This is a genomic window from Streptococcus oralis (assembly GCF_006175905.1).
GTDB lineage: Bacteria > Bacillota > Bacilli > Lactobacillales > Streptococcaceae > Streptococcus > Streptococcus oralis_BG.
The window spans coordinates 166,330-189,056 of sequence record NZ_SSNB01000002.1 but is presented as its reverse complement, the minus strand read 5'-3'; the positions used below and the strand labels follow the sequence as shown (position 1 = coordinate 189,056).

The window sequence follows — 22,727 nt, the reverse complement described above, 5'->3', positions numbered from 1 at the left end:
TTTGAATTGAACTCGGATTGTTCTCTTCTATATCATAAAAATTAAGAAAGAAAGGAATTGAACCCACCCTAAAAGCAGTGGGAAAAAGATAGTTGGTCTAGCGAGCATCGCTCACTGCACCCAACTTCTATTTTCCCTTCGCTTTTTGACGGGTTTGGTATCTTATATTATGTCTATCCATATTGCTGCTCAGCAGGGTGAAATTGCTGATAAAATTCTTCTTCCTGGGGATCCTCTTCGTGCTAAGTTTATTGCGGAGAATTTCCTTGAAGATGCTGTTTGTTTTAACGAAGTGCGTAACATGTTTGGTTACACTGGTACTTACAAGGGTCACCGTGTATCTGTCATGGGAACTGGGATGGGAATGCCATCCATTTCGATTTATGCGCGTGAGTTGATTGTTGACTACGGAGTGAAAAAATTGATCCGTGTGGGAACTGCTGGTTCTTTGAATGAAGATGTTCACGTCCGTGAATTGGTCTTGGCACAAGCAGCTGCGACTAACTCAAACATCATCCGCAATGACTGGCCTCAGTATGATTTCCCACAAATTGCTAGCTTTGATTTGCTGGATAAGGCCTACCATATTGCAAAAGAACACGGTATGACAACCCACGTTGGGAATGTTTTGTCATCTGATGTTTTTTACTCAAACTATTTTGAAAAGAATATTGAGCTTGGTAAATGGGGCGTTAAGGCTGTGGAAATGGAAGCAGCGGCTCTTTACTACTTGGCGGCACAACACCATGTTGATGCGCTAGCTATCATGACCATTTCTGATAGTCTGGTCAATCCAGAAGAGGATACAACTGCAGAAGAACGCCAAAACACCTTCACCGATATGATGAAGGTTGGATTGGAAACCTTGATTGCAGACTAAACATCGTATTACTTTGAGATTAGGTTATTTCTAAGATTGATTCAAATGCTTTAATCTCAAATACATAAGTAATGATAAAGGAAGAGTTGAAAATCAGATTGCTTGGAGCGATTGGTTTTCAACTTTTTTAGAATGTAAAATACAAGGAGAAAAGGATGGATAAAATAGAACAATTACAAGACTTGATTGATAAAAGCCACAGAATAGTCTTTTTCGGAGGAGCAGGAGTGTCGACCGAGTCTAGTATCCCAGATTTTCGTAGTTCAGATGGTGTTTATAGTCATCAGTTAGGCCGTCATTTTACGGCAGAGCAACTCGTTTCTCGGACCATGTTTGAACGCTATCCAGAAGATTTTTTTGACTTCTATAAAAAATACCTGATTTATCCAGAAGCCAAGCCTAATGCTGCTCATACTTATCTAGCTGCTTTGGAAAAGACAGGTAAGCTCAAGGCTGTTGTGACACAAAATATCGATAGTCTTCATGAAATGGCTGGCTCCCAAAAGGTTATCAAATTGCATGGGAGTGCGGACCACAATTACTGCCTAGGTTGTCAACGTTTCTATGACTTAACTGCTTTTCTGGCCCTTGAGGGACCTGTTCCCCACTGCTTAGACTGTGGTAAGGTGGTCAAGCCTGACGTGACCTTGTATGAAGAATCACTTGACATGGATGTCTTTAGCCAAGCTGCACAAGCTATTCGGCAAGCAGACTTGCTGATTATTGGTGGGACTTCCTTGGTTGTTTATCCTGCAGCTAGCCTAGTAAACTATTTTTCTGGGACAAATCTGGTCCTTATCAATAAAACCTGTATTCCACAAGACAGCCAAGCAACATTGGTCATTGTAGGCAAGATTGGGGAAGTCTTTTCGAAATTGAGACAATAGAAGAATTTTAGAAGATAGGAACAAAATCTTGTTACTTGAAAGAGAAAACTATCTCATTTACTGACCACTATCTCGCTCTTTAAGAGTTATTAAAAACTGGCTGAGAAAATCAAAACACCTTCACTGATATGATGAAGGTCGGCTTGGAAAACTTGATTGCAGACTAAAATCTAATAAAAAATCCTGATTTCATTTGAAATCAGGATTTTTTCATGGATGCGATTTTTTCTGGGTCTGGTGTAACTCGAAGGGTCTTTTGTCCAGTGTAGGTTACAAAGCCAGGTTTTCCACCTGTTGGTTTGTTGAGTTTTTTCACTTCAATCATATCCACTTGCACGAGATTTGACAAGCGCCCTTTGGAGAAGTAGGCAGCTAGCTCGGCTGCATCTGTCTTGACTTCGTCAGAAGGATTGAGATTTCCTGAGATGACGACATGGCTTCCAGGGATGTCCTTGGCATGGAACCAAAGTTCCTCCTTGCGGGCCATTTTAAAGGTTAGCTCTTCATTTTGCAAGTTGTTACGACCGACATAAATGATGGTTTTGCCATCGCTTGCTAGATACTGCTCTGGTTTTTTGCGCTTGTGAATTTTCTCTCGCTGTCTTCTACGGATAAATCCTGTTTGGATTAATTCTTCACGGATTTCAGCGATTTCCTCTAGCCCAGCTTGGTTGAGAACAGTCTCAACACTTTCTAGATAGAGAATGGTTGCCTTGGTTTCTTCAATCAGTTCAGTCAGGTATTTGACAGCTTCTTTGAGTTTCTGGTAACGTTTAAAGTAGCGTTGGGAATTCTGACTTGGAGTCAAGGCTTTATCAAGCGTGATGGTGATAGGCTGATTGGTGTAGTAGTTGTCCAGGATAACCTGATCTTGGTCATTAGGCACTTGGTGGAGGAAGGTTGTCAGCAACTCGCCCTTTTGACGAAATTCCTCAGCATTGTCTGTCGCCAGTAATTCTTTTTCTTGCTTTTTGAGTTTGTGGCGATTTTTTTGCAATTCGTTTTCAACACGGCGAATGAGTTCACTGGCTTGCTGTTTGACGCGATCGCGCTCTGCCTTGTCTTTGTAATAGGTATCCAGAAGATCAGAGAGACTGGCAAAAGGCTCTCCTACACTATTTTCGAAGGGAATTGGACTGAAAGAAGACTCTGTTAGGTAAGGCTTGGTATCTTGTCCGAAAAAGTGACGGAAGGTAGAAAGTTTATCGCTTACGAGTAGTCGTTCGAGTTCCTTTGCCGTATCTCGCCCCAAACCTTGAAAGAGGCTTTGAAGATTTTTTGCCGTTAGTTCTTGGGTTTGCAAGATTTCAAAGAGTTTTTCATCTTTGGCAGTAAAAGGATTGAGAGACTCAGTACTTGGTGGAGCGATATAGCTTGACCCTGGGAGCAAGGTACGGTAGCTGTTTTGTGAAAAACCAACGTGTTTGATGACTTCGAGGATTTTATGGCTACTTTTATCAACGAGGAGAATATTACTGTGTTTGCCCATGATTTCGATAATGAGAGTCGCCTGGATATGATCCCCAATCTCGTTTTTATTGGAAACCGTGATTTCCACAATACGGTCGTTTTCCACTTGCTCAATGGACTCAATTACGGCACCTTGTAAATACTTCCTCAAAACCATGATAAAAGTAGAAGGTTGGGCTGGATTTTCAAAGGTCGTTTGGGTCAGTTGGATGCGTCCAAAAATGGGATGAGCAGAGAGGAGCAAGCGATGGCTTTGACGATTGCAGCGGATTTGCAAGACCAATTCTTGTTCAAAAGGTTGATTGATTTTCTGGATGCGACCATTGACTAACTCTCTTCGCAATTCCTCAATCATGTGGTGTAAAAAAAATCCGTCAAATGACATCGTTCTCTCCTTGTGAATGTATTCCATAGTATTATATCAAAAAGGTAGAATAAAATCATGGAAATATGGTATAATAAAGCCAAGTAAAGAGAATCGAGAAGTACATGTATATTGAAATGGTAGATGAAACTGGTCAAGTTTCACAAGAAATCTTGCAACAAACCCAAGAAATTTTGGAATTTGCAGCCCAAAAAATAGGAAAAGAAGACAAGGAGATGGCAGTTACTTTTGTGACCAATGAGCGTAGTCACGAACTCAACCTCGAGTACCGTGATACAGATCGTCCAACAGATGTCATTAGCCTTGAATATAAACCGGAATTGGACATTTCCTTTGATGAGGAAGATCTGCTTGATAATCCTGAATTGGCAGAAATGATGTCTGAGTTTGATGCCTATATTGGGGAACTTTTCATCTCTATCGATAAGGCGCATGAGCAGGCTGAGGATTACGGTCACAGCTTTGAGCGTGAGATGGGCTTCTTGGCAGTACACGGCTTTTTACATATCAACGGCTACGATCACTACACTCCGGAAGAAGAAGCGGAGATGTTCGGTTTACAAGAAGAAATTTTAACAGCCTATGGACTCACAAGACAATAAACGAAAATGGAAAAATCGTGACCTTGTATCTAGTTTAGAATTTGCCCTTACAGGAATTCTGACTGCCATCAAGGAAGAACGCAATATGCGAAAGCATGCAGTGACGGCTCTAGTGGTCATCCTTGCAGGTTTTGTTTTTCAGGTGTCACGGATCGAATGGCTCTTTCTCCTGATGAGCATTTTCTTGGTAGTAGCCTTTGAAATTATTAACTCTGCTATTGAAAATGTGGTGGATCTAGCCAGTCACTATCACTTTTCTATGTTAGCGAAGAAAGCCAAGGACATGGCGGCTGGTGCCGTACTTGTGGTTTCCCTTCTTGCTGCGGTGATTGGTGCACTTATCTTTCTCCCACGCATTTGGGATTTATTATTTTAAAGATTAAGAGGAAATTATGACATTTAAATCAGGCTTTGTAGCCATTTTAGGACGTCCCAATGTTGGGAAGTCAACCTTTTTGAATCACGTCATGGGGCAAAAGATTGCTATCATGAGTGACAAGGCGCAGACAACGCGCAATAAAATCATGGGGATTTACACCACAGATAAGGAGCAAATCGTCTTTATCGACACGCCGGGGATTCACAAGCCTAAGACGGCTCTTGGAGATTTTATGGTGGAATCTGCCTACAGTACTCTGCGTGAAGTGGATACTGTTCTATTCATGGTGCCAGCTGATGAGCCACGTGGTAAGGGCGACGATATGATTATCGAGCGTCTGAAAGCTGCCAAGGTTCCTGTGATTCTGGTGGTGAATAAGATTGACAAGGTCCATCCAGACCAGCTTTTGTCTCAGATTGATGACTTCCGTAACCAGATGGACTTTAAGGAAATTGTTCCGATCTCAGCCCTTCAGGGAAATAATGTTTCTCGTTTAATTGACATCCTTAGTGAAAATCTAGAGGAAGGGTTCCAGTATTTTCCGGCTGATCAAATCACAGACCATCCAGAGCGTTTCTTGGTTTCAGAGATGATTCGTGAGAAAGTCTTGCACCTAACGCGTGAAGAAATCCCTCACTCAGTTGCAGTGGTAGTTGACTCTATGAAGCGTGATGAAGAGACCGACAAGGTTCATATCCGAGCTACTATTATGGTTGAGCGTGATAGCCAAAAGGGTATCATCATCGGAAAAGGTGGCGTCATGCTCAAGAAAATTGGGACCATGGCTCGTCGTGATATAGAACTCATGCTAGGGGACAAGGTCTTTCTAGAAACTTGGGTCAAGGTCAAGAAAAACTGGCGTGATAAAAAGCTAGATTTGGCTGACTTTGGCTATAATGAAAAAGAATACTAAGTAGAGGTGGGCTCATGCCTGCTTCTTGTTTTTACAGAAGGAGGATTTATGCCTGAATTACCTGAGGTTGAAACCGTTCGACGTGGCTTAGAAAAATTAATTTTGGGAAAGAAGATTTCAAGTATAGAGATTCGTTATCCTAAGATGATCAAGACAGATGTGGACGAGTTTCAAAAGGAACTAGCGGGTCAAGTAATTGAGTCCATGGGGCGCCGTGGAAAATATCTACTTTTTTACCTGACAAATAAGGTCTTGATTTCCCATCTGCGAATGGAAGGCAAGTATTTTTACTATCCAGACCAGGTACCTGAACGTAAGCATGCCCATATTTTCATTGAGTTCGAAGATGGAGGAACGCTTGTTTATGAGGATGTACGCAAGTTTGGTACTATGGAACTGCTTGCCCCCGACCTATTGGAAGCCTACTTTGTTTCTAAAAAATTAGGCCCCGAACCAAGAGAGCAGGACTTTGATTTGAAGTCCTTCCAAACTGCCCTAGCCAAGTCTAAAAAGCCTATCAAATCCCATCTCCTAGACCAGACCTTGGTAGCTGGCCTTGGCAATATCTATGTGGATGAGGTTCTCTGGCGAGCTCAGATTCATCCAGCTAGACTTTCCCAGACTTTGACGGCAGAAGAAGCGTCAGCTATTCATGACCAGACCATTGCTGTTTTGGGACAGGCAGTCGAAAAGGGCGGTTCCACCATTAGAACCTATACCAATGCCTTTGGGGAAGACGGAACCATGCAGGACTTCCATCAGGTCTATGATAAGACTGGACAAGCATGTTCCCGTTGTGGCACCCTCATTGAGAAATTCCAGCTTGGCGGAAGGGGAACTCATTTTTGTCCTCAGTGTCAAAGGAGGGGCTGATGGGAAAAATCATCGGAATCACAGGTGGTATTGCTTCAGGTAAGTCAACTGTGACAAATTTCCTAAGAGAGAAAGGCTTTCAAGTGGTGGATGCTGACGCAGTAGTCCATGATCTACAAAAACCTGGTGGTCGTCTTTATCAGCTCTTAGTTCAGCACTTTGGGCAAGAAATTATCTTAGAAAATGGAGAACTCAATCGCCCTCTCCTGGCTAGTCTCATCTTCTCAAATCCTGAGGAGCGGGAATGGTCTAAGCAAACCCAAGGGGAGATTATTCGTGAGGTATTGGCTGCATTGCGAGACCAGTTGACTCAGACAGAAGCGATTTTTTTCATGGATATTCCCCTGCTTTTTGAACAGGACTACAGTGCCTGGTTTGATGAAACATGGCTGGTCTATGTGAACCGTGATGTTCAGGTGGAACGTTTCATGAAACGGGATCATCTTTCTAAGGAAGTAGCAGAGTCTCGTTTGGCCGCCCAGTGGTCTTTAGAAGAAAAGAAGAAATTGGCGAGTCATATATTAGATAATAATGGCAGTCGTAATCAGCTTGCTAGTCAAGTAGTGAAGTTACTTGAAGGAGGCGATAGCTGTGCAAGAGATTAGTTGGAAAGAGAATCTTCGTGTTGCCTGGTTCGGTAGTTTTCTAACGGGCGCCAGCATTTCCTTGGTCGTTCCTTTCATGCCTATCTTTATAGAGCAGTTGGGAATTGAAGGAGACCAAGTTGCTTTCTATGCTGGTTTAGCCATCTCGGTTTCGGCTGTTTCAGCAGCTCTAGTTTCTCCCATCTGGGGTATTCTTGCTGACAAATATGGACGAAAGCCCATGATGATTCGAGCAGGTCTTGCCATGACCATTACGATGGGAGGTTTGGCCTTCGTGCCAAATATCTATTGGCTACTCTTTTTGCGCTTGCTCAATGGTGTATTTACCGGTTTTGTCCCCAATGCAACGGCCTTGATTGCTAGTCAGGTACCCAAAGATAAGTCTGGAGCGGCTCTGGGGACTCTATCTACAGGTGTTGTTGCAGGAACATTGACGGGTCCCTTTGTTGGAGGCTTTATTGCTGAAATTTTTGGCATTCGTAATGTCTTTTTATTGGTAGGTGCTTTCTTATTTTTAGCTGCAATTCTAACCATTTTCTTTATCAAGGAAGATTTTCAGCCAGTGGCTAAGGAGAAGGCAATACCAACAAAGGAATTGTTTGCTTCAATCAAGCACTCTCATCTTTTGATTAGTTTATTTTTGACTACCTTTGTCATACAATTTTCAGCTCAATCGATTGGACCCATTCTGGCTCTCTATGTGCGGGACTTAGGGCAGAACGAAAATCTCCTCTTCGTTTCAGGCTTGATTGTATCTAGTATGGGATTTTCTAGTATGATGAGCGCTGGAGTGATGGGAAAGCTTGGTGATAAGCTAGGGAATCATCGACTTCTGATTCTGGCTCAGATGTATTCAGTTATCATCTACCTTCTTTGTGCCAGTGCGACCAGTCCTCTTGAACTCGGTTTGTATCGTTTTCTCTTTGGTTTAGGAACGGGTGCTCTGATACCAGGTATCAATGCCTTGCTTAGCAAAATGACTCCCAAAGCTGGCATTTCAAGGATTTTTGCCTTTAACCAGGTCTTTTTCTACCTTGGAGGTGTTGTTGGCCCTATGACTGGATCAGCAGTCGCGGGGCAATATGGCTACCACTCTGTTTTTTATGCGACGGCTGCCTGTGTGGCTTTCAGCTGTTTATGTAACTTAGTTCAATTTAGATCATTATTAAAAGTAAAGGAAATTTCGTGCGAGTAAAAATTAATCTCAAATGCTCCTCTTGTGGTAGCATGAATTATCTAACTAGTAAGAACTCAAAAACCCATCCAGACAAGATTGAAGTGTTAAAATATTGTCCAAAGGAAAGAAAAGTGACTTTACATCTTGAATCTAAGTAGAATTTATGGTAAAATAATAGGGATTTTAAGGAGTTTGATATGTATAACCTATTATTAACCATTTTATTAGTATTATCTGTTGTGATTGTAATTGCGATTTTCATGCAACCAACTAAGAACCAATCCAGCAATGTATTTGATGCCAGCTCAGGTGATTTGTTTGAACGTAGTAAAGCGCGTGGTTTTGAAGCTGTGATGCAACGTTTGACAGGTATTTTAGTCTTTTTCTGGCTAGCCATTGCCTTAGCATTGACGGTATTATCAAGTAGATAAGAAATGGGCAGGACTAGGTCTTAGCCTATTTTTATTTTTATACTCTTCAAAAATCAAATTCAAACCACGTCAGCGTTGGCTTGTCGTACTCAAGTACTGCCTGCGCCTAGCTTTCTAGTTTGCTCTTTGATTTTTATTGAGTATTAAATGATGTTTGAGAAGGTCTTACAGTAAAAGAAAATTAAAAAATCTAGAAAGAAAACATGAAAGATAAAATTAAAGATTATTTGCAAGAGAAGGGGCGAGTGACGGTAAATGACCTAGCTCAGGCTCTCGGAAAGGATGGGTCAAAGGATTTCCGTGAGTTGATTAAAACCCTGTCTCTCATGGAAAGAAAGCACCAGATTCGATTTGGAGAAGATGGCAGCCTCACCTTGGACCAGAAGAAGAAACATGAAATCACCCTCAAAGGGGTTTTTCATGCCCATAAAAACGGCTTTGGCTTTGTTACTCTAGAAGGGGAAGAGGACGATCTTTTTGTAGGAAAAAACGATGTCAACTATGCCATTGATGGCGATACAGTTGAGGTGGTCATCAAGAAAGTTGCTGACCGCAACAAGGGAACTGCTGCAGAAGCCAAAATTATTGATATCTTAGAACACAGCCTGACAACCGTTGTCGGTCAAATTGTTCTGGATCAGGAAAAGCCCAAGTATGCTGGCTATATTCGTTCCAAAAATCAAAAAATCAGCCAACCGATTTATGTGAAGAAACCGGCTATCAAGTTGGAAGGTACTGAAGTTCTCAAGGTCTTTATTGACAAATACCCAAGTAAGAAACATGATTTCTTTGTCGCTAGTGTGCTAGACGTGGTGGGGCACTCGACTGATGCTGGGATTGACGTTCTTGAAGTCTTGGAATCCATGGATATTGTTTCAGAATTTCCAGAAGCTGTTCTCAAGGAAGCAGAAAGTGTGCCAGAAGCTCCGTCTCAAAAGGATATGGGAGGTCGTCTGGACCTGAGAGATGAAATCACCTTTACCATTGACGGTGCGGATGCCAAGGACTTAGACGACGCAGTACACATCAAGCCTTTAAAGAATGGCAATATCGAACTCGGAGTTCACATCGCAGATGTTTCCTACTATGTGACCGAGGGTTCTGCCCTTGACAAGGAAGCCCTTAACCGCGCGACTTCTGTCTATGTGACAGACCGAGTGGTTCCAATGCTTCCAGAGCGTTTGTCAAATGGCATCTGCTCTCTCAATCCTCAAGTAGATCGCTTGACCCAGTCTGCTATTATGGAAATTGATAAACATGGTCGTGTGGTTAATTACACCATTACCCAAACAGTTATTAAGACGAGCTTCCGTATGACCTATAGCGCTGTTAATGATATCCTAGCTGGCGATGAGGAGAAGAGACAAGAGTTTAAGAAAATTGTTCCAAGTATCGAGCTCATGGCCAAGCTTCATGAAAGGCTAGAAAGCATGCGTGAGAAGCGTGGTGCCCTTAACTTTGATACCAGCGAAGCTAAGATCTTGGTGGATAAAAAAGGCAAGCCTGTGGATATCGTTCTTCGCCAACGTGGTATTGCTGAGCGGATGATTGAGTCCTTCATGTTGATTGCTAATGAAACGGTTGCCGAGCACTTTAGCAAGTTGGATCTACCTTTCATCTATCGAATTCACGAGGAGCCCAAGGCTGAAAAAGTTCAGAAGTTTATTGATTACGCCTCTAGTTTTGGTTTACGAATTTATGGAACTGCCAGTGAGATTAGCCAAGAGGCTCTCCAAGACATCATGCGTGCTGTTGAGGGAGAACCCTATGCGGATGTATTGTCCATGATGCTTCTCCGTTCTATGCAACAGGCTCGCTATTCTGAGCACAATCACGGTCACTATGGACTAGCCGCTAACTATTACACTCACTTCACCAGTCCTATTCGCCGTTATCCAGACCTTCTAGTCCACCGTATGATTCGGGACTATGGTCGTTCTAAGGAAATAGCAGAGCATTTTGAACAAGTGATTCCAGAGATTGCAACCCAGTCTTCCAACCGTGAACGTCGTGCCATCGAGGCTGAGCGTGAAGTCGAAGCCATGAAAAAGGCTGAGTACATGGAAGAATACGTTGGTGAAGAGTACGACGCAGTTGTATCCAGCATCGTCAAATTCGGTCTCTTTGTTGAATTGCCAAATACAGTCGAAGGTTTGATTCACATTACCAATTTGCCTGAATTTTATCATTTCAACGAGCGAGATTTGACTCTCCGTGGAGAGAAATCAGGAACAACCTTCCGTGTGGGACAGCAAATTCGCATTCAAGTTGAAAGAGCCGATAAGATGACGGGAGAGATTGATTTCTCTTATATTCCAAGTGAGTTTGATGTCATCGAAAAAGGCTTGAAACAAGCTGGGCGCAAAGACAGAGGTCATGGTTCAAGTCGTCGTTCAGACAAGAAGGAAGACAAGAGAAAATCAGGACGCTCAAATGATAAGTACAAGCATTCACAAAAAGATAAAAAGAAAAAAGGCAAGAAACCTTTTTACAAAGAAGTAGCTAAGAAAGGAGCCAAGCATGGCAAAGGGCGAGGGAAAGGTCGTCGCACAAAATAAAAAGGCGCACCACGACTATACAATCGTTGATACGCTAGAGGCAGGAATGGTCCTAACCGGAACTGAAATCAAGAGCGTTCGAGCTGCTCGAATCAATCTCAAGGACGGCTTTGCCCAAGTAAAAAATGGGGAAGTCTGGCTGAGCAATGTTCATATCGCCCCTTACGAAGAGGGCAATATCTGGAACCAGGAACCAGAACGTCGTCGTAAACTTTTGCTCCATAAAAAACAAATTCAAAAATTGGAACAAGAGACCAAAGGGACAGGAATGACCCTTGTTCCCCTTAAAGTCTATATTAAAGATGGTTATGCTAAACTCCTTTTAGGACTTGCTAAAGGGAAACATGACTATGACAAACGGGAGTCTATCAAACGTCGTGAACAAAACCGCGACATCGCGCGTGTGATGAAAGCTGTCAACCAGCGTTAAGAAGAGGAAGTAAAATGGAAAAATTAATTGCCTATAAACGGATGCCCTTGTGGAATAAACAAACCATGCCTGAAGCTGTTCAGCAAAAGCACAATACTAAAGTCGGCACTTGGGGAAAAATTACTGTGTTGAAAGGGGCTCTCAAGTTTATTGAGTTGACTGAAGATGGTGAGGTTCTAGCTGAACACCTCTTTGAGGCAGGGGCTGACAATCCCATGGCGCAACCGCAAGCCTGGCACCGAGTAGAGGCTGCAACAGACGATGTAGAGTGGTACTTGGAATTTTATTGTAAACCTGAGGATTATTTCCCTAAGAAATACCAGACTAATCCAGTCCATTCAGAGGTCCTAGAGGCTATGCAGACGGTGAAACCTGGAAGAGCCTTGGATTTGGGTTGTGGTCAGGGGCGTAACTCTCTCTTTCTCGCACAGAATGGTTTTGATGTGACAGCTGTGGATCAAAATGAATTGTCCCTTGAAATCTTGCAAAGCATTGTGGAACAAGAGGATCTAGACATGCCTGTCGGACTTTATGATATCAATTCTGCCAGTGTTAGCCAAGACTATGATTTTATCGTTTCAACAGTTGTTCTGATGTTCCTACAAGCGAACCGCATTCCAGCTATTATCCAAAATATGCAGGAGCACACCACGGTCGGTGGTTACAATCTTATCGTCTGTGCCATGGATACAGAGGATTATCCTTGCTCGGTTAATTTCCCATTCACCTTTAAAGAAGGGGAACTGGCGGACTACTACAAGGATTGGGAATTGGTCAAATATAATGAAAACCCAGGACATCTGCACCGTCGTGATGAAAATGGTAATCGCATTCAACTACGCTTTGCGACTATGCTAGCCAAGAAAATCAAGTAAATCAAGTAAATCAAACCTATACCAGCGAATAGAAACCACTTTGCAAGGTTTCTATTCGTTTTTGTTTGCGTTGGTTGATTGGGGTGAGCAGGATTTTATGCTATACTAGAAGTAGGAAATCTGAGCAGTAGAAGTGTGTTACTGTCTATCTCAGCGCAAGAAAGTCTTTATGATGGAGGTGATCAAATGACGAGTCTTTTGGTGGAGCTATATGATCGGCATGTATTGGAAAAGAATGTCTACCAAGCCTTTATCAGTGATTGTGATGAGATTCTTTTTCTATCTTTGACGAAAATAAGCAATGAAGAGAAGCTCTCTCTCCGTCAGTTTATCATGGAAGAGGTACCTCATATCCAACGAGTGACCTTTCGTCAGTTATCCTTAGAACAACTAGCAAACCAGTTAGATTATTGTCTAGCAGGCTATGACCAGGTTCTTCTTGATGTTTTTGGTGGGGATTCGCTACTAGCCTTATCTCTCTATCAATACGGCTTGGATCGCCACCTCCCCATCGTTGCCATGGATGTCGAGCGGGGAAAACAATACCAATGGGTAGCCGGTCAGTTAGAAAAAGAAGACATGGACATTCCAACCCTAAGCATCCAACAGTTGATAGCCTTGCGTGGTGGAAAAATGCTCAAATCAAAACGCCCTATCCACTCAGCTCAGCAAATTGCAGCCATCAAAAAGCTAGCTATCTTTGCCATTGCCAATCCTGCCCACTGGTATCAAGTGACCCAATTTTTCTCTCTAGCTAAGACCAATGACCTGCATGCTGAGACAGAAAAGATACTGGAAAACAATGGCAGGTATTATCACTATCCAAAATCCCTTATTCCTTTACTTGTGGAAGCAGGGATGCTTTGTATTGAAAGCGAGGACAAGAAACGAGTAGCATACAGCTTTCCAAGTCAAGAAGCTCAAGTCTTTTGCCGCAATAAGGGACATATTTTAGAGGTATATCTCTATCTCTTGGCGCTTGAATCTCAGCTGTTTGATGAGTGCATGATAGGAGGTGAGATTGATTGGAATGGCATCTTTCCAGAGGCGGATAATGTCCAAAATGAGATTGATGTCATTCTGAGAAAGGGACGCTCGATTACCTTTATCTCCTGCAAGATGACGGATTTATCAGTTGAAGCCATCAATGAACTAGAAGTCTATGCCAATCATTTTGCTGGGGAGAGTTGTCTCAAGTTAATTGTCTGTACGGGGAAAATCAATCCTGCTTATGCCAATCGTTGCCAGGAATATGGTGTGCTGGTCATTAGGAGTGAGCAGATCCCCAATCTCATTCCCATGTTGAAAAAATACTCTAAGAGGTTTAAAAGGTAGAAAAGTAATATGAAAGGCTGGAATTCCAGTCTTTTTTAGTTCTTTTTCGAATAAATGAGAAAAGGAGGTAGACCATGTTTGTAGCCAGAGATGCCAAGGGAAAATTGGTAAATGCCCTCGAAAAAGACGTGACAAGACAAGATTATACTTGTCCAGCCTGTGGGGGCGGACTACGATTACGCCAAGGACAGAGCATTCGAACGCATTTCGCTCATGAATCTTTAAGAGATTGTATGGCTATTTTTGAGAATGAAAGTCCAGAACACTTGGGCAACAAAGAGGCCCTCTATCACTGGGCCAAGAAGGACAATCAGGTTGCCGTAGAATATAGTCTGCCCGAGATTCAGCAGATAGCAGATGTTCTCGTCAATGAGAAACTAGCTCTGGAGGTTCAGTGTAGCCCCTTGTCTCAAAAGCTTTTAGGCGATAGAAGCCAAGGATACCGTAGCCAGGGCTATCAGGTTATCTGGCTACTGGGAGAAAAACTCTGGTTAAAAGAGCGATTAACACAACTGCAAAGAGGATTCCTCTATTTTAGTCAAAATATGGGATTCTATGTTTGGGAACTAGATCTCAAAAATCAAGTTCTGAGACTCAAATATCTTCTGCATCAGGACCTACGTGGCAAGCTTCATTTTCAGGTCAAGGAATTTCCCTTTGGTCAAGGAAATCTCTTGGAAATTTTACGATTCCCTTATCAGAAACAAAAACTGTCTTGTTTTGCAGTTGTGCAAGATACCACTATCTGTCACTACATTCGCCAACAGTTGTACTACCAAACCCCTTACTGGATGAAAAAACAGGAGGAAGCTTATCATCAAGGAGACAATTTATTAAACCGTCAACTGGACGACTGGTATCCCCAAGTCAGACCAATAGAATCGGGTGATTTTTTGCAGATTGAAACGGATTTGACTAGCTATTATAGAAATTTTCAGGCTTACTATCAAAAAAATCCGAAAAATAATCGCCAAAAGCTCTATCCACCAGCCTTTTATCACTTATATTTCTCAAAAAATGTGGTAAAATAGAAAGGATGGAGGAATCTTATGGTATTACAACGACATGAAATAAATGAAAAAGATACATGGGATCTTTCAACAATCTACCCAACAGACCAAGCTTGGGAAGAATCCTTGAAAGATTTAACTGAAAAAGTACAAACAGCATCTCAGTATGAGGGGCATCTCTTGGATAGCGCAGACAGTTTGCTTGAGATTACAGAATTTTCACTTGACTTGGAACGCCAAGTTGAAAAGCTTTATGTCTATGCACATATGAAAAATGACCAGGACACGCGTGAAGCCAAGTATCAAGAGTACTATGCCAAGGCAATGACCCTATACAGTCAGTTAGAACAAGCCTTTTCATTCTATGAACCTGAGTTTATGGAGATTAGCGAAGAGCAGTATGCGGCCTTCCTAGAAGCTCAACCAAAACTCCAAGTTTACAAGCACTTTTTTGACAAGCTCTTGCAAAAGAAAGACCATGTTCTTTCGCAACGTGAGGAAGAATTGCTTGCTGGAGCAGGAGAAATCTTTGGCTCTGCTAGTGAAACTTTCGCTATTTTGGACAACGCGGATATTAGCTTCCCATATGTCCTTGATGACGAAGGCAAGGAAGTGCAACTCTCACACGGTACTTACATCCATTTGATGGAGTCTAAAAACCGTGAAGTGCGTCGTGGTGCCTATGAAGCCCTTTATGCGACTTACGAGCAATTCCAACATACTTATGCTAAGACTTTGCAGACAAATGTTAAGGTGCAAAACTACCGAGCAAAAGTTCGCAACTATAAGAGTGCTCGCCATGCAGCCCTCGCAGCAAATTTTGTTCCAGAAAGTGTCTATGACAATCTAGTAGCAGCAGTTCGCAAGCATTTGCCGCTCTTGCATCGTTACCTAAAACTTCGTTCTAAAATCTTGGGTATTTCCGACCTCAAGATGTACGATGTCTACACACCGCTTTCGTCAGTAGATTATAGCTTTACCTACGAAGAAGCCTTGAAAAAGGCAGAAGAAGCTTTGGCAGTTTTAGGTGACGACTATTTGAGCCGTGTTAAACGTGCCTTTAGCGAGCGTTGGATTGATGTCTATGAAAACCAAGGCAAGCGTTCTGGTGCCTATTCTGGTGGGTCTTACGATACAAATGCCTTCATGCTTCTCAACTGGCAGGACAATCTAGATAATCTCTTTACCCTTGTCCATGAGACTGGTCACAGTATGCACTCCAGCTATACTCGTGAAACCCAACCTTATGTTTACGGAGATTACTCAATTTTCTTGGCTGAGATTGCCTCAACGACCAATGAAAATATCTTGACGGAGAAATTACTGGAAGAAGTAGAAGACGATGCAACTCGCTTTGCTATCCTCAATAACTTCTTGGACGGTTTCCGTGGAACGGTCTTCCGCCAAACTCAATTCGCTGAGTTCGAACATGCCATTCACCAAGCAGACCAAAATGGAGAAGTCTTGACAAGTGATTTTCTGAATAAACTCTACGCTGACTTGAACCAAGAGTACTATGGACTCAGCAAGGAAGACAATCCTCAAATCCAGTACGAATGGGCACGCATTCCTCATTTCTACTATAACTACTATGTTTATCAGTATTCAACAGGTTTTGCAGCTGCTTCAGCCTTGGCTGAGAAGATTGTCCATGGAAGTCAAGAAGACCGTGACCGCTATATCGACTACCTCAAGGCTGGTAAGTCTGACTATCCGCTTAATGTTATGAGAAAAGCGGGAGTGGATATGGAGAAGGAAGACTATCTCAACGACGCCTTTGCAGTCTTTGAACGCCGTTTAAATGAGTTTGAAGCCCTTGTTGAAAAATTGGGACTGGCTTAAGATGGTAGAGTCTTATAGTAAAAATGCCAATCACAATATGCGTCGTCCCGTCGTCAAGGAAGAAATCGTAGAGTTTATGCGCCAGCGTCAAAAGCAGGTGACAGGTTCCTTGAAAGAATTGGAGACCTTCGCTCGCAAGGAGAATATTCCCATTATTCCTCATGAAACAGTTGCTTATTTCCGTTTTCTCATGGAAAGTCTGCAACCCAAGAACATTTTGGAAATTGGGACAGCAATTGGTTTTTCAGCCCTCCTGATGGCAGAACATGCGCCAAATGCAAAGATTACAACCATTGACCGTAATCCTGAGATGATCGGCTTTGCCAAGGAAAACTTTGCCCAGTTTGACAGTCGTAAGCAAATCACCCTCTTAGAGGGAGATGCAGTCGATGTTTTATCTAGTCTGACAGAAACATATGACTTTGTCTTTATGGATTCAGCCAAGTCCAAGTACATCGTCTTTTTACCAGAAATCCTCAAACACTTGGAAGTTGGTGGAGTAGTGGTCTTGGACGATATTTTCCAAGGAGGCGATGTTGCCAAGGATATCATGGAAGTCCGACGTGGTCAAAGAACTATTTACCGTGGTTTGCAAAGACTTTTTGAAGCAACTTTGGACAATCCAGATTTAACGGCAACTCTAGTTCCGCTTGGGGATGGCATTCTCATGCTACGCAAGAATGTAGCAGATGTGCAACTTCCTGAGAGTGAATGATTTTCAGAAAAATTTAAGAAATTATAGTAAAATAGATAAGGTAACACTTACCGTAAAAGGAGTAAAAATGAAGAAAAAACTTATGGCAGGAGCCATCACACTTTTATCAGTAGCAACACTTGCAGCTTGTTCAAACAGTTCTGAAGGGAAAGATTTGATCAGTATGAAGGGCGATGTGATTACAGAACATCAATTCTTTGAAGAAGTAAAGAACAATCCAACTGCACAACAAGTCTTGCTCAATATGACCATCCAAAAAGTATTTGAACAACAATATGGATCAGAGGTAACGGATAAAGATGTGGATGACGCCGTTGCTGAAGAACAAAAGAAATACGGCGATAGCTACAACAGCGTGCTTCAACGTGCAGGTATGACACCTGAGACTCGTAAAGCTCAAATCCGTACCAGCAAATTGGTTGAATTAGCGGTTAAGAAGGCTGCTGAGAGTGAGTTGACAGACGAAGCCTACCAAAAAGCTTTTGAGTCTTACACACCAGACGTAACAGCTCAAATCATCCGTTTGGATAATGAAGACAAGGCAAAAGAAGTGCTTGAGAAAGCTAAAGCAGAAGGTGCAGATTTTGCTCAGTTGGCAAAAGACAACTCTAACGACGACAAAACAAAAGAAAATGGTGGAGAAATCACTTTTGACTCTGCTTCAACAGAACTTCCAGAACAAGTCAAGAAAGCAGCTTTTGCTTTGGATGTGAACGGGGTTTCTGATGTGATTACAGCTACTGGAACACAAGCCTACAGTAGTCAGTTCTACATCGTCAAAGTAACGAAGAAAACAGAAAAATCTTCTAATATCGAGGATTATAAAGAAAAATTGAAGACCATCATCTTGACTCAAAAACAAAATGATTCAGCCTTTGTTCAAGGAGTAATTGGTAAAGAATTGCAAGCAGCAAACATCAAGGTTAAAGACCAATCATTCCAAAACATCTTCACCCAATACATCGGTGGTGGTGACTCAAGCTCAAGTAGCAGTTCTTCATCTAACTAAGAAAGCAAAAAACAAATCTCAAAAGAGATTTGTTTTTTTTATACCTGATACTAGAAAATGGGTAAAATTCGAAGGATTAAAGGATAAGAGTTTTTTTCTTTCTGAAAAAGTGGTATAATAGCAATCAAAACTAGAAAATAAAACGGAATTGGGAACAGAAGCGTCTGTTCCTATTAGAGTGGTGAAATATGAAAATTAGTAAAAGGCACCTACTAAACTATTCCATTTTGATCCCTTACTTCCTTTTATCGATTTTGGGGCTGATTGTGGTGTACTCGACAACGAGTGCAACCTTGATTGAAGAAGGAAAAAGCGCCTTTCAATTGGTGCGTAACCAGGGGATCTTCTGGATAGCTAGTTTGATTCTGATTGCCTTAATCTATAAATTAAAATTAGGATTCTTAAGAAATGGTCGTCTCATCTTTATCGTAATGATTGTGGAGATGGTTCTTTTAGCTCTGGCGCGGCTGGTCGGAACACCTGTCAATGGAGCTTACGGATGGATTTCTGTAGGACCTGTAACGATTCAGCCGGCTGAATACCTTAAGATTATCATCATCTGGTATTTGGCGCATCGTTTTTCAAAACAACAAGATGAGATTGCGGTTTATGACTTCCAGGTTTTGACACAGAATCAGTGGCTACCTCGAGCTTTTAATGACTGGCGTTTTGTTCTGCTGGTTCTGATTGGTAGCTTGGGAATTTTCCCAGACTTGGGAAATGCGACCATCTTGGTCTTGGTGGCGCTCATCATGTATACCGTAAGTGGGATCGCCTATCGTTGGTTCTCGACCATTTTGGCTCTCTTGGCAGGGAGCTCAATGTTAGTCTTATCTGTCATTCGCTTTGTTGGGGTTGAAAAGTTCTCTCAAATTCCTGTATTTGGTTACGTTGCTAAACGTTTTAGTGCCTTCTTTAATCCCTTTAATGACTTGGCGGGTGCAGGGCACCAGCTCGCAAATTCCTACTATGCAATGGTAAATGGTGGCTGGTTCGGACTGGGACTGGGAAATTCTATTGAGAAGCGTGGTTATCTGCCAGAAGCCCATACGGATTTTGTCTTTTCGATTGTTATCGAGGAGTTTGGATTCGTAGGAGCCAGTATGATTTTGGCTTTACTCTTCTTCTTGATTTTGCGAATCATCTTGGTTGGTATTCGAGCAAAGGACCCCTTTAACTCTATGGTTGCTATTGGCGTCGGAGGGATGATCCTTGTTCAGGTCTTTGTCAATATAGGTGGGATTTCAGGGTTGATTCCTTCTACAGGGGTAACCTTCCCCTTCCTTTCACAAGGTGGGAACAGTCTCCTAGTATTATCCGTAGCCATCGCGCTTGTACTGAACATTGATGCCAGTGAAAAACGTGCCAAACTTATCAGAGAATACGAAAATCAAACCGATGAAAATCTGTAAGGATTGAATGGAAAGGAAAGTATATGTCTCTTCAAAAATTAGAAAACTATAGTAATAAAGCAGTCGTCCAAGAAGAAGTCTTGATTCTGACGGAGCTATTAGAAGATATCACAAAAAATATGCTGGCGCCAGAAACCTTTGAAAAGATTATCCAGTTGAAGGAATTATCAACTAGCGAGAATTATCAAGGGCTAAATGACCTAGTGACCAGTCTTTCGAATGAAGAAATGATTTACATTTCACGCTATTTCTCAATCCTTCCACTCTTGATCAATATCTCTGAGGATGTGGATTTGGCCTATGAAATCAATCACCAAAATAATATTGACCAAGACTATCTAGGGAAATTATCTACAACCATTAAAATGGTGGCTGAAAAAGAAAATGCAGCTACCATTTTGGAGCAGCTGAATGTTGTGCCTGTTCTGACTGCCCATCCGACTCAGGTCCAACGTAAGAGTATGCTGGACTTGACCAATCACATCCATACTCTCTTGCGTAAGTACCGTGATGTCAAACTAGGCTTGATTAACAAAGAAAAATGGCACACAGATCTCCGTCGTTATATTGAGATTATCATGCAAACGGACATGATTCGCGAGAAGAAATTGAAGGTAACCAACGAAATCACCAACGTGATGGAGTACTACCAAAGTTCTTTCCTGAATGCTGTTCCACGTTTAACGGCTGAGTATAAGAAACTAGCTAAAGAACAAGGTATCGAGCTCCAACATCCAAAACCGATTACTATGGGGATGTGGATTGGAGGAGACCGTGATGGAAATCCTTTCGTAACAGCGGAAACCCTCAATAAATCAGCCTTGACTCAGTGCGAAGTCATCATGAACTACTATGATGAAAAGATTTATAATCTTTATCGTGAATTCTCACTCTCAACCAGTATTGTGAATGTCAGCGACAAGGTTCGTGAGATGGCGCTGAAGTCACAGGATAACTCCATTTACCGTGAAAAAGAACTCTATCGTCGTGCCCTCTTTGACATCCAAGCTAAGATGCAGGCAACCAAGGCTTATTTGATTGAAGACAAGGACCTTCAGCCTAGATATGCCACTGCAGATGAATTTTATCAAGATTTGTTGGCCATTCGCGACTCTCTATTAGAGAACAAAGGGGAATACCTGATTTCAGGAGAATTTGTCGAGTTGATGCAAGCTGTCGAAATCTTTGGTTTCTACCTTGCTTCTATTGATATGCGCCAAGACTCTAGTGTTCATGAAGCTTGTGTGGCTGAATTGCTAGCATCTGCTGGCATCAACGACCACTATAGCGATCTGTCTGAAGATGAAAAATGCGCTCTCCTCCTAAAAGAGTTGGAAGAAGATCCTCGTATCCTCTCAGCGACTCATGCTGAAAAGTCAGAACTGCTTGAAAAAGAACTCTCTATCTTTAAAGCTGCCCGCAAGTTGAAGGATAAACTGGGTGAAAATGTCATTCGTCAAACAATTATCTCACATGCAACAAGTGTATCTGATATGCTAGAACTAGCCATCATGCTCAAGGAAGTCGGCTTGGTGGATGCTCAAAAAGCCCGTGTTCAGATTGTTCCCCTGTTTGAAACGATCGAGGACTTGGATCATTCGGAAGAAACCATGAGAAAATATTTCTCTCTTCCTTTGGCTAAAAAATGGATTGCTTCAAAAGATAATTACCAAGAAATCATGCTTGGCTACTCTGATAGTAACAAGGACGGTGGTTACCTGTCATCGTGTTGGACTCTCTATAAAGCTCAACAACAACTGACTGCTATTGGGGATGAATTTGGCGTTAAAGTCACTTTCTTCCATGGTCGTGGTGGGACTGTCGGTCGTGGTGGTGGTCCAACATATGAAGCCATTACATCTCAACCGCTCAAGTCTATAAAGGACCGTATCCGTCTGACTGAGCAAGGAGAAGTGATTGGAAACAAATACGGAAACAAAGACGCTGCATATTACAACCTTGAGATGCTGGTTTCTGCAGCCATTAACCGTATGATTACCAAGAAGAAGAGTGATACCAACACATCAAATCGTTACGAAGCTATCATGGATCAAGTAGTGGATCGTAGCTACGATATCTACCGTGACTTGGTCTTTGGAAATGAACATTTCTATGACTACTTCTTTGAATCAAGTCCGATCAAGGCTATTTCAAGCTTCAATATCGGTTCGCGTCCAGCAGCTCGTAAGACCATCACTGAAATTGGCGGTTTGCGTGCCATTCCTTGGGTCTTCTCATGGTCACAAAGTCGTGTCATGTTCCCTGGATGGTATGGTGTAGGATCAAGCTTTAAAGAGTTTATTGATCAAGATCCGAAAAATATCGAGTTTCTTCGTGACATGTACCAAAACTGGCCTTTCTTCCAATCATTGCTTTCCAATGTAGACATGGTCTTGTCTAAGTCTAATATGAACATTGCCTTTGAATATGCCAAGCTCTGTGAAGATGAAGAAGTGCAAGCTATCTTTTACACTATTTTAGATGAATGGCAATTGACCAAGGATGTTATTTTAGCTATCGAAGGTTATGACGAACTCTTGGCAGAAAACTCTTACCTAAAAGACAGTCTAAACTATCGTATGCCTTACTTTAATATCCTTAACTACATTCAGTTGGAGTTGATTAAACGTCAACGTCGTGGTGAATTGTCAGCAGACGAAGAAAGATTGATTCATACAACCATTAACGGAATTGCAACAGGTTTGCGTAATTCAGGTTGATATTTTCTAAACTTCCTCTTTTTCTAGGGGAAGTTTTTGAATAGTTTAAAAAATTCTAAAAATAGTCTTGACAAGTAATTGAAAAATGATATAATTTAAACATTCAGAGAGTAATCATTGAAGTTTTTTAGAGAGTCTGTGGTTGGTGGAAACAGATAGATGAAAGTGATGAAAATTGGGCTGAATGTTATAAAGAATTTGAAATCATAAGAATTCGGT

The 22,727-nt window shown here is 41.9% G+C and carries 21 protein-coding genes and 1 other annotated feature (1 of these 22 running past the window's edge); of the genes, 20 read left to right on the top strand and 1 reads right to left on the bottom strand.

Annotated elements, in window-relative coordinates:
- Positions 1 to 169: 169 nt before the first annotated feature.
- Together deoD and E7Y33_RS05420 are read left to right on the top strand one after the other, a co-directional pair.
- A complete protein-coding gene (gene deoD / locus E7Y33_RS05425; RefSeq protein WP_139689868.1) occupies positions 170 to 880 on the top strand; it encodes a purine-nucleoside phosphorylase in 711 nt (236 codons plus the stop codon).
- Positions 881 to 1,035: 155 nt separating this feature from the next.
- Positions 1,036 to 1,767 (top strand): NAD-dependent protein deacylase, encoded by a 732-nt coding sequence (locus E7Y33_RS05420; RefSeq protein WP_139689867.1) that lies wholly within the window; start codon positions 1,036 to 1,038, stop codon positions 1,765 to 1,767.
- A gap of 199 nt (positions 1,768 to 1,966) precedes the next feature.
- Here E7Y33_RS05420 and E7Y33_RS05415 read toward each other — a convergent pair whose 3' ends face one another.
- A complete protein-coding gene (locus tag E7Y33_RS05415) occupies positions 1,967 to 3,622 on the bottom strand; it encodes an Rqc2 family fibronectin-binding protein (RefSeq protein WP_139689866.1) in 1,656 nt (551 codons plus the stop codon).
- Between the two features lie 104 nt (positions 3,623 to 3,726).
- Between E7Y33_RS05415 and ybeY the strand changes: the two genes are divergently transcribed.
- From ybeY to ppc, 18 genes are all read left to right on the top strand, one after another.
- Positions 3,727 to 4,224, top strand: a complete 498-nt coding sequence (gene ybeY, locus E7Y33_RS05410) for an rRNA maturation RNase YbeY (RefSeq protein WP_139689865.1) — start codon at positions 3,727 to 3,729, stop codon at positions 4,222 to 4,224.
- Positions 4,205 to 4,600, top strand: coding sequence for a diacylglycerol kinase family protein (locus E7Y33_RS05405; RefSeq protein WP_061409093.1), 396 nt, complete (start codon positions 4,205 to 4,207; stop codon positions 4,598 to 4,600). The genes ybeY and E7Y33_RS05405 overlap by 20 nt, the downstream gene beginning before the upstream one ends.
- Positions 4,601 to 4,616: 16 nt before the next feature.
- Positions 4,617 to 5,516: a GTPase Era gene (gene era, locus E7Y33_RS05400; protein WP_139689864.1), complete on the top strand. Its 900-nt coding sequence runs from the start codon at positions 4,617 to 4,619 to the stop codon at positions 5,514 to 5,516.
- A gap of 48 nt (positions 5,517 to 5,564) precedes the next feature.
- On the top strand, positions 5,565 to 6,389 hold the full coding sequence (mutM, locus tag E7Y33_RS05395) for a DNA-formamidopyrimidine glycosylase (protein ID WP_139689863.1): 825 nt from the start codon (positions 5,565 to 5,567) through the stop codon (positions 6,387 to 6,389).
- Positions 6,389 to 6,994, top strand: coding sequence for a dephospho-CoA kinase (gene coaE / locus E7Y33_RS05390; RefSeq protein WP_139689862.1), 606 nt, complete (start codon positions 6,389 to 6,391; stop codon positions 6,992 to 6,994). Before mutM ends, coaE begins: the two co-directional genes overlap by 1 nt.
- Positions 6,981 to 8,189, top strand: coding sequence for a multidrug efflux MFS transporter PmrA (locus tag E7Y33_RS05385; protein ID WP_139689861.1), 1,209 nt, complete (start codon positions 6,981 to 6,983; stop codon positions 8,187 to 8,189). Before coaE ends, E7Y33_RS05385 begins: the two co-directional genes overlap by 14 nt.
- Positions 8,180 to 8,329, top strand: a complete 150-nt coding sequence (rpmG, locus tag E7Y33_RS05380; protein WP_007519517.1) for a 50S ribosomal protein L33 — start codon at positions 8,180 to 8,182, stop codon at positions 8,327 to 8,329. Before E7Y33_RS05385 ends, rpmG begins: the two co-directional genes overlap by 10 nt.
- A 39-nt stretch (positions 8,330 to 8,368) precedes the next feature.
- Positions 8,369 to 8,602: a preprotein translocase subunit SecG gene (gene secG, locus E7Y33_RS05375; RefSeq protein WP_000282517.1), complete on the top strand. Its 234-nt coding sequence runs from the start codon at positions 8,369 to 8,371 to the stop codon at positions 8,600 to 8,602.
- Between the two features lie 203 nt (positions 8,603 to 8,805).
- Positions 8,806 to 11,160, top strand: coding sequence for a ribonuclease R (gene rnr / locus E7Y33_RS05370; protein WP_139689860.1), 2,355 nt, complete (start codon positions 8,806 to 8,808; stop codon positions 11,158 to 11,160).
- The gene (smpB, locus tag E7Y33_RS05365) at positions 11,123 to 11,590 is read left to right on the top strand and encodes an SsrA-binding protein SmpB (protein ID WP_001051742.1); all 468 of its coding nucleotides are present in this window, start codon (positions 11,123 to 11,125) and stop codon (positions 11,588 to 11,590) included. Before rnr ends, smpB begins: the two co-directional genes overlap by 38 nt.
- A 14-nt stretch (positions 11,591 to 11,604) precedes the next feature.
- The gene (tehB, locus tag E7Y33_RS05360) at positions 11,605 to 12,465 is read left to right on the top strand and encodes an SAM-dependent methyltransferase TehB (protein WP_084880637.1); all 861 of its coding nucleotides are present in this window, start codon (positions 11,605 to 11,607) and stop codon (positions 12,463 to 12,465) included.
- A gap of 186 nt (positions 12,466 to 12,651) precedes the next feature.
- Positions 12,652 to 13,800, top strand: a complete 1,149-nt coding sequence (locus tag E7Y33_RS05355) for a PDDEXK family nuclease (RefSeq protein WP_139689921.1) — start codon at positions 12,652 to 12,654, stop codon at positions 13,798 to 13,800.
- A gap of 74 nt (positions 13,801 to 13,874) precedes the next feature.
- Positions 13,875 to 14,831, top strand: a complete 957-nt coding sequence (locus E7Y33_RS05350; RefSeq protein WP_049477507.1) for a competence protein CoiA — start codon at positions 13,875 to 13,877, stop codon at positions 14,829 to 14,831.
- Positions 14,832 to 14,849: 18 nt separating this feature from the next.
- Positions 14,850 to 16,652 (top strand): oligoendopeptidase F, encoded by a 1,803-nt coding sequence (gene pepF, locus E7Y33_RS05345; RefSeq protein WP_139689859.1) that lies wholly within the window; start codon positions 14,850 to 14,852, stop codon positions 16,650 to 16,652.
- A 1-nt stretch (position 16,653) separates the two neighbouring features.
- Positions 16,654 to 17,367: an O-methyltransferase gene (locus tag E7Y33_RS05340; RefSeq protein WP_139689858.1), complete on the top strand. Its 714-nt coding sequence runs from the start codon at positions 16,654 to 16,656 to the stop codon at positions 17,365 to 17,367.
- A 67-nt stretch (positions 17,368 to 17,434) separates the two neighbouring features.
- The gene (prsA, locus tag E7Y33_RS05335) at positions 17,435 to 18,376 is read left to right on the top strand and encodes a peptidylprolyl isomerase PrsA (protein WP_000728083.1); all 942 of its coding nucleotides are present in this window, start codon (positions 17,435 to 17,437) and stop codon (positions 18,374 to 18,376) included.
- Positions 18,377 to 18,564: 188 nt separating this feature from the next.
- On the top strand, positions 18,565 to 19,788 hold the full coding sequence (gene ftsW / locus E7Y33_RS05330; protein ID WP_000703342.1) for a cell division peptidoglycan polymerase FtsW: 1,224 nt from the start codon (positions 18,565 to 18,567) through the stop codon (positions 19,786 to 19,788).
- Positions 19,789 to 19,811: 23 nt separating this feature from the next.
- Positions 19,812 to 22,508 (top strand): phosphoenolpyruvate carboxylase, encoded by a 2,697-nt coding sequence (gene ppc / locus E7Y33_RS05325; RefSeq protein WP_139689857.1) that lies wholly within the window; start codon positions 19,812 to 19,814, stop codon positions 22,506 to 22,508.
- Between the two features lie 95 nt (positions 22,509 to 22,603).
- Positions 22,604 to 22,727 (top strand) — a binding site (T-box leader); it runs 92 nt beyond the window's last position.

What these genes read in the sequence shown, in the direction of transcription:
- deoD (WP_139689868.1), top strand. Translation starts at nt 170, where the DNA reads ATGTCTATCCATATTGCTGCTCAGCAGGGTGAAATTGCTGATAAAATT.
- E7Y33_RS05420 (WP_139689867.1), top strand. Translation starts at nt 1,036, where the DNA reads ATGGATAAAATAGAACAATTACAAGACTTGATTGATAAAAGCCACAGA.
- E7Y33_RS05415 (WP_139689866.1), bottom strand. Translation starts at nt 3,622, where the DNA reads ATGTCATTTGACGGATTTTTTTTACACCACATGATTGAGGAATTGCGA.
- ybeY (WP_139689865.1), top strand. Translation starts at nt 3,727, where the DNA reads ATGTATATTGAAATGGTAGATGAAACTGGTCAAGTTTCACAAGAAATC.
- E7Y33_RS05405 (WP_061409093.1), top strand. Translation starts at nt 4,205, where the DNA reads ATGGACTCACAAGACAATAAACGAAAATGGAAAAATCGTGACCTTGTA.
- era (WP_139689864.1), top strand. Translation starts at nt 4,617, where the DNA reads ATGACATTTAAATCAGGCTTTGTAGCCATTTTAGGACGTCCCAATGTT.
- mutM (WP_139689863.1), top strand. Translation starts at nt 5,565, where the DNA reads ATGCCTGAATTACCTGAGGTTGAAACCGTTCGACGTGGCTTAGAAAAA.
- coaE (WP_139689862.1), top strand. Translation starts at nt 6,389, where the DNA reads ATGGGAAAAATCATCGGAATCACAGGTGGTATTGCTTCAGGTAAGTCA.
- secG (WP_000282517.1), top strand. Translation starts at nt 8,369, where the DNA reads ATGTATAACCTATTATTAACCATTTTATTAGTATTATCTGTTGTGATT.
- rnr (WP_139689860.1), top strand. Translation starts at nt 8,806, where the DNA reads ATGAAAGATAAAATTAAAGATTATTTGCAAGAGAAGGGGCGAGTGACG.
- smpB (WP_001051742.1), top strand. Translation starts at nt 11,123, where the DNA reads ATGGCAAAGGGCGAGGGAAAGGTCGTCGCACAAAATAAAAAGGCGCAC.
- tehB (WP_084880637.1), top strand. Translation starts at nt 11,605, where the DNA reads ATGGAAAAATTAATTGCCTATAAACGGATGCCCTTGTGGAATAAACAA.
- E7Y33_RS05355 (WP_139689921.1), top strand. Translation starts at nt 12,652, where the DNA reads ATGACGAGTCTTTTGGTGGAGCTATATGATCGGCATGTATTGGAAAAG.
- E7Y33_RS05350 (WP_049477507.1), top strand. Translation starts at nt 13,875, where the DNA reads ATGTTTGTAGCCAGAGATGCCAAGGGAAAATTGGTAAATGCCCTCGAA.
- pepF (WP_139689859.1), top strand. Translation starts at nt 14,850, where the DNA reads ATGGTATTACAACGACATGAAATAAATGAAAAAGATACATGGGATCTT.
- E7Y33_RS05340 (WP_139689858.1), top strand. Translation starts at nt 16,654, where the DNA reads ATGGTAGAGTCTTATAGTAAAAATGCCAATCACAATATGCGTCGTCCC.
- prsA (WP_000728083.1), top strand. Translation starts at nt 17,435, where the DNA reads ATGAAGAAAAAACTTATGGCAGGAGCCATCACACTTTTATCAGTAGCA.
- ftsW (WP_000703342.1), top strand. Translation starts at nt 18,565, where the DNA reads ATGAAAATTAGTAAAAGGCACCTACTAAACTATTCCATTTTGATCCCT.
- ppc (WP_139689857.1), top strand. Translation starts at nt 19,812, where the DNA reads ATGTCTCTTCAAAAATTAGAAAACTATAGTAATAAAGCAGTCGTCCAA.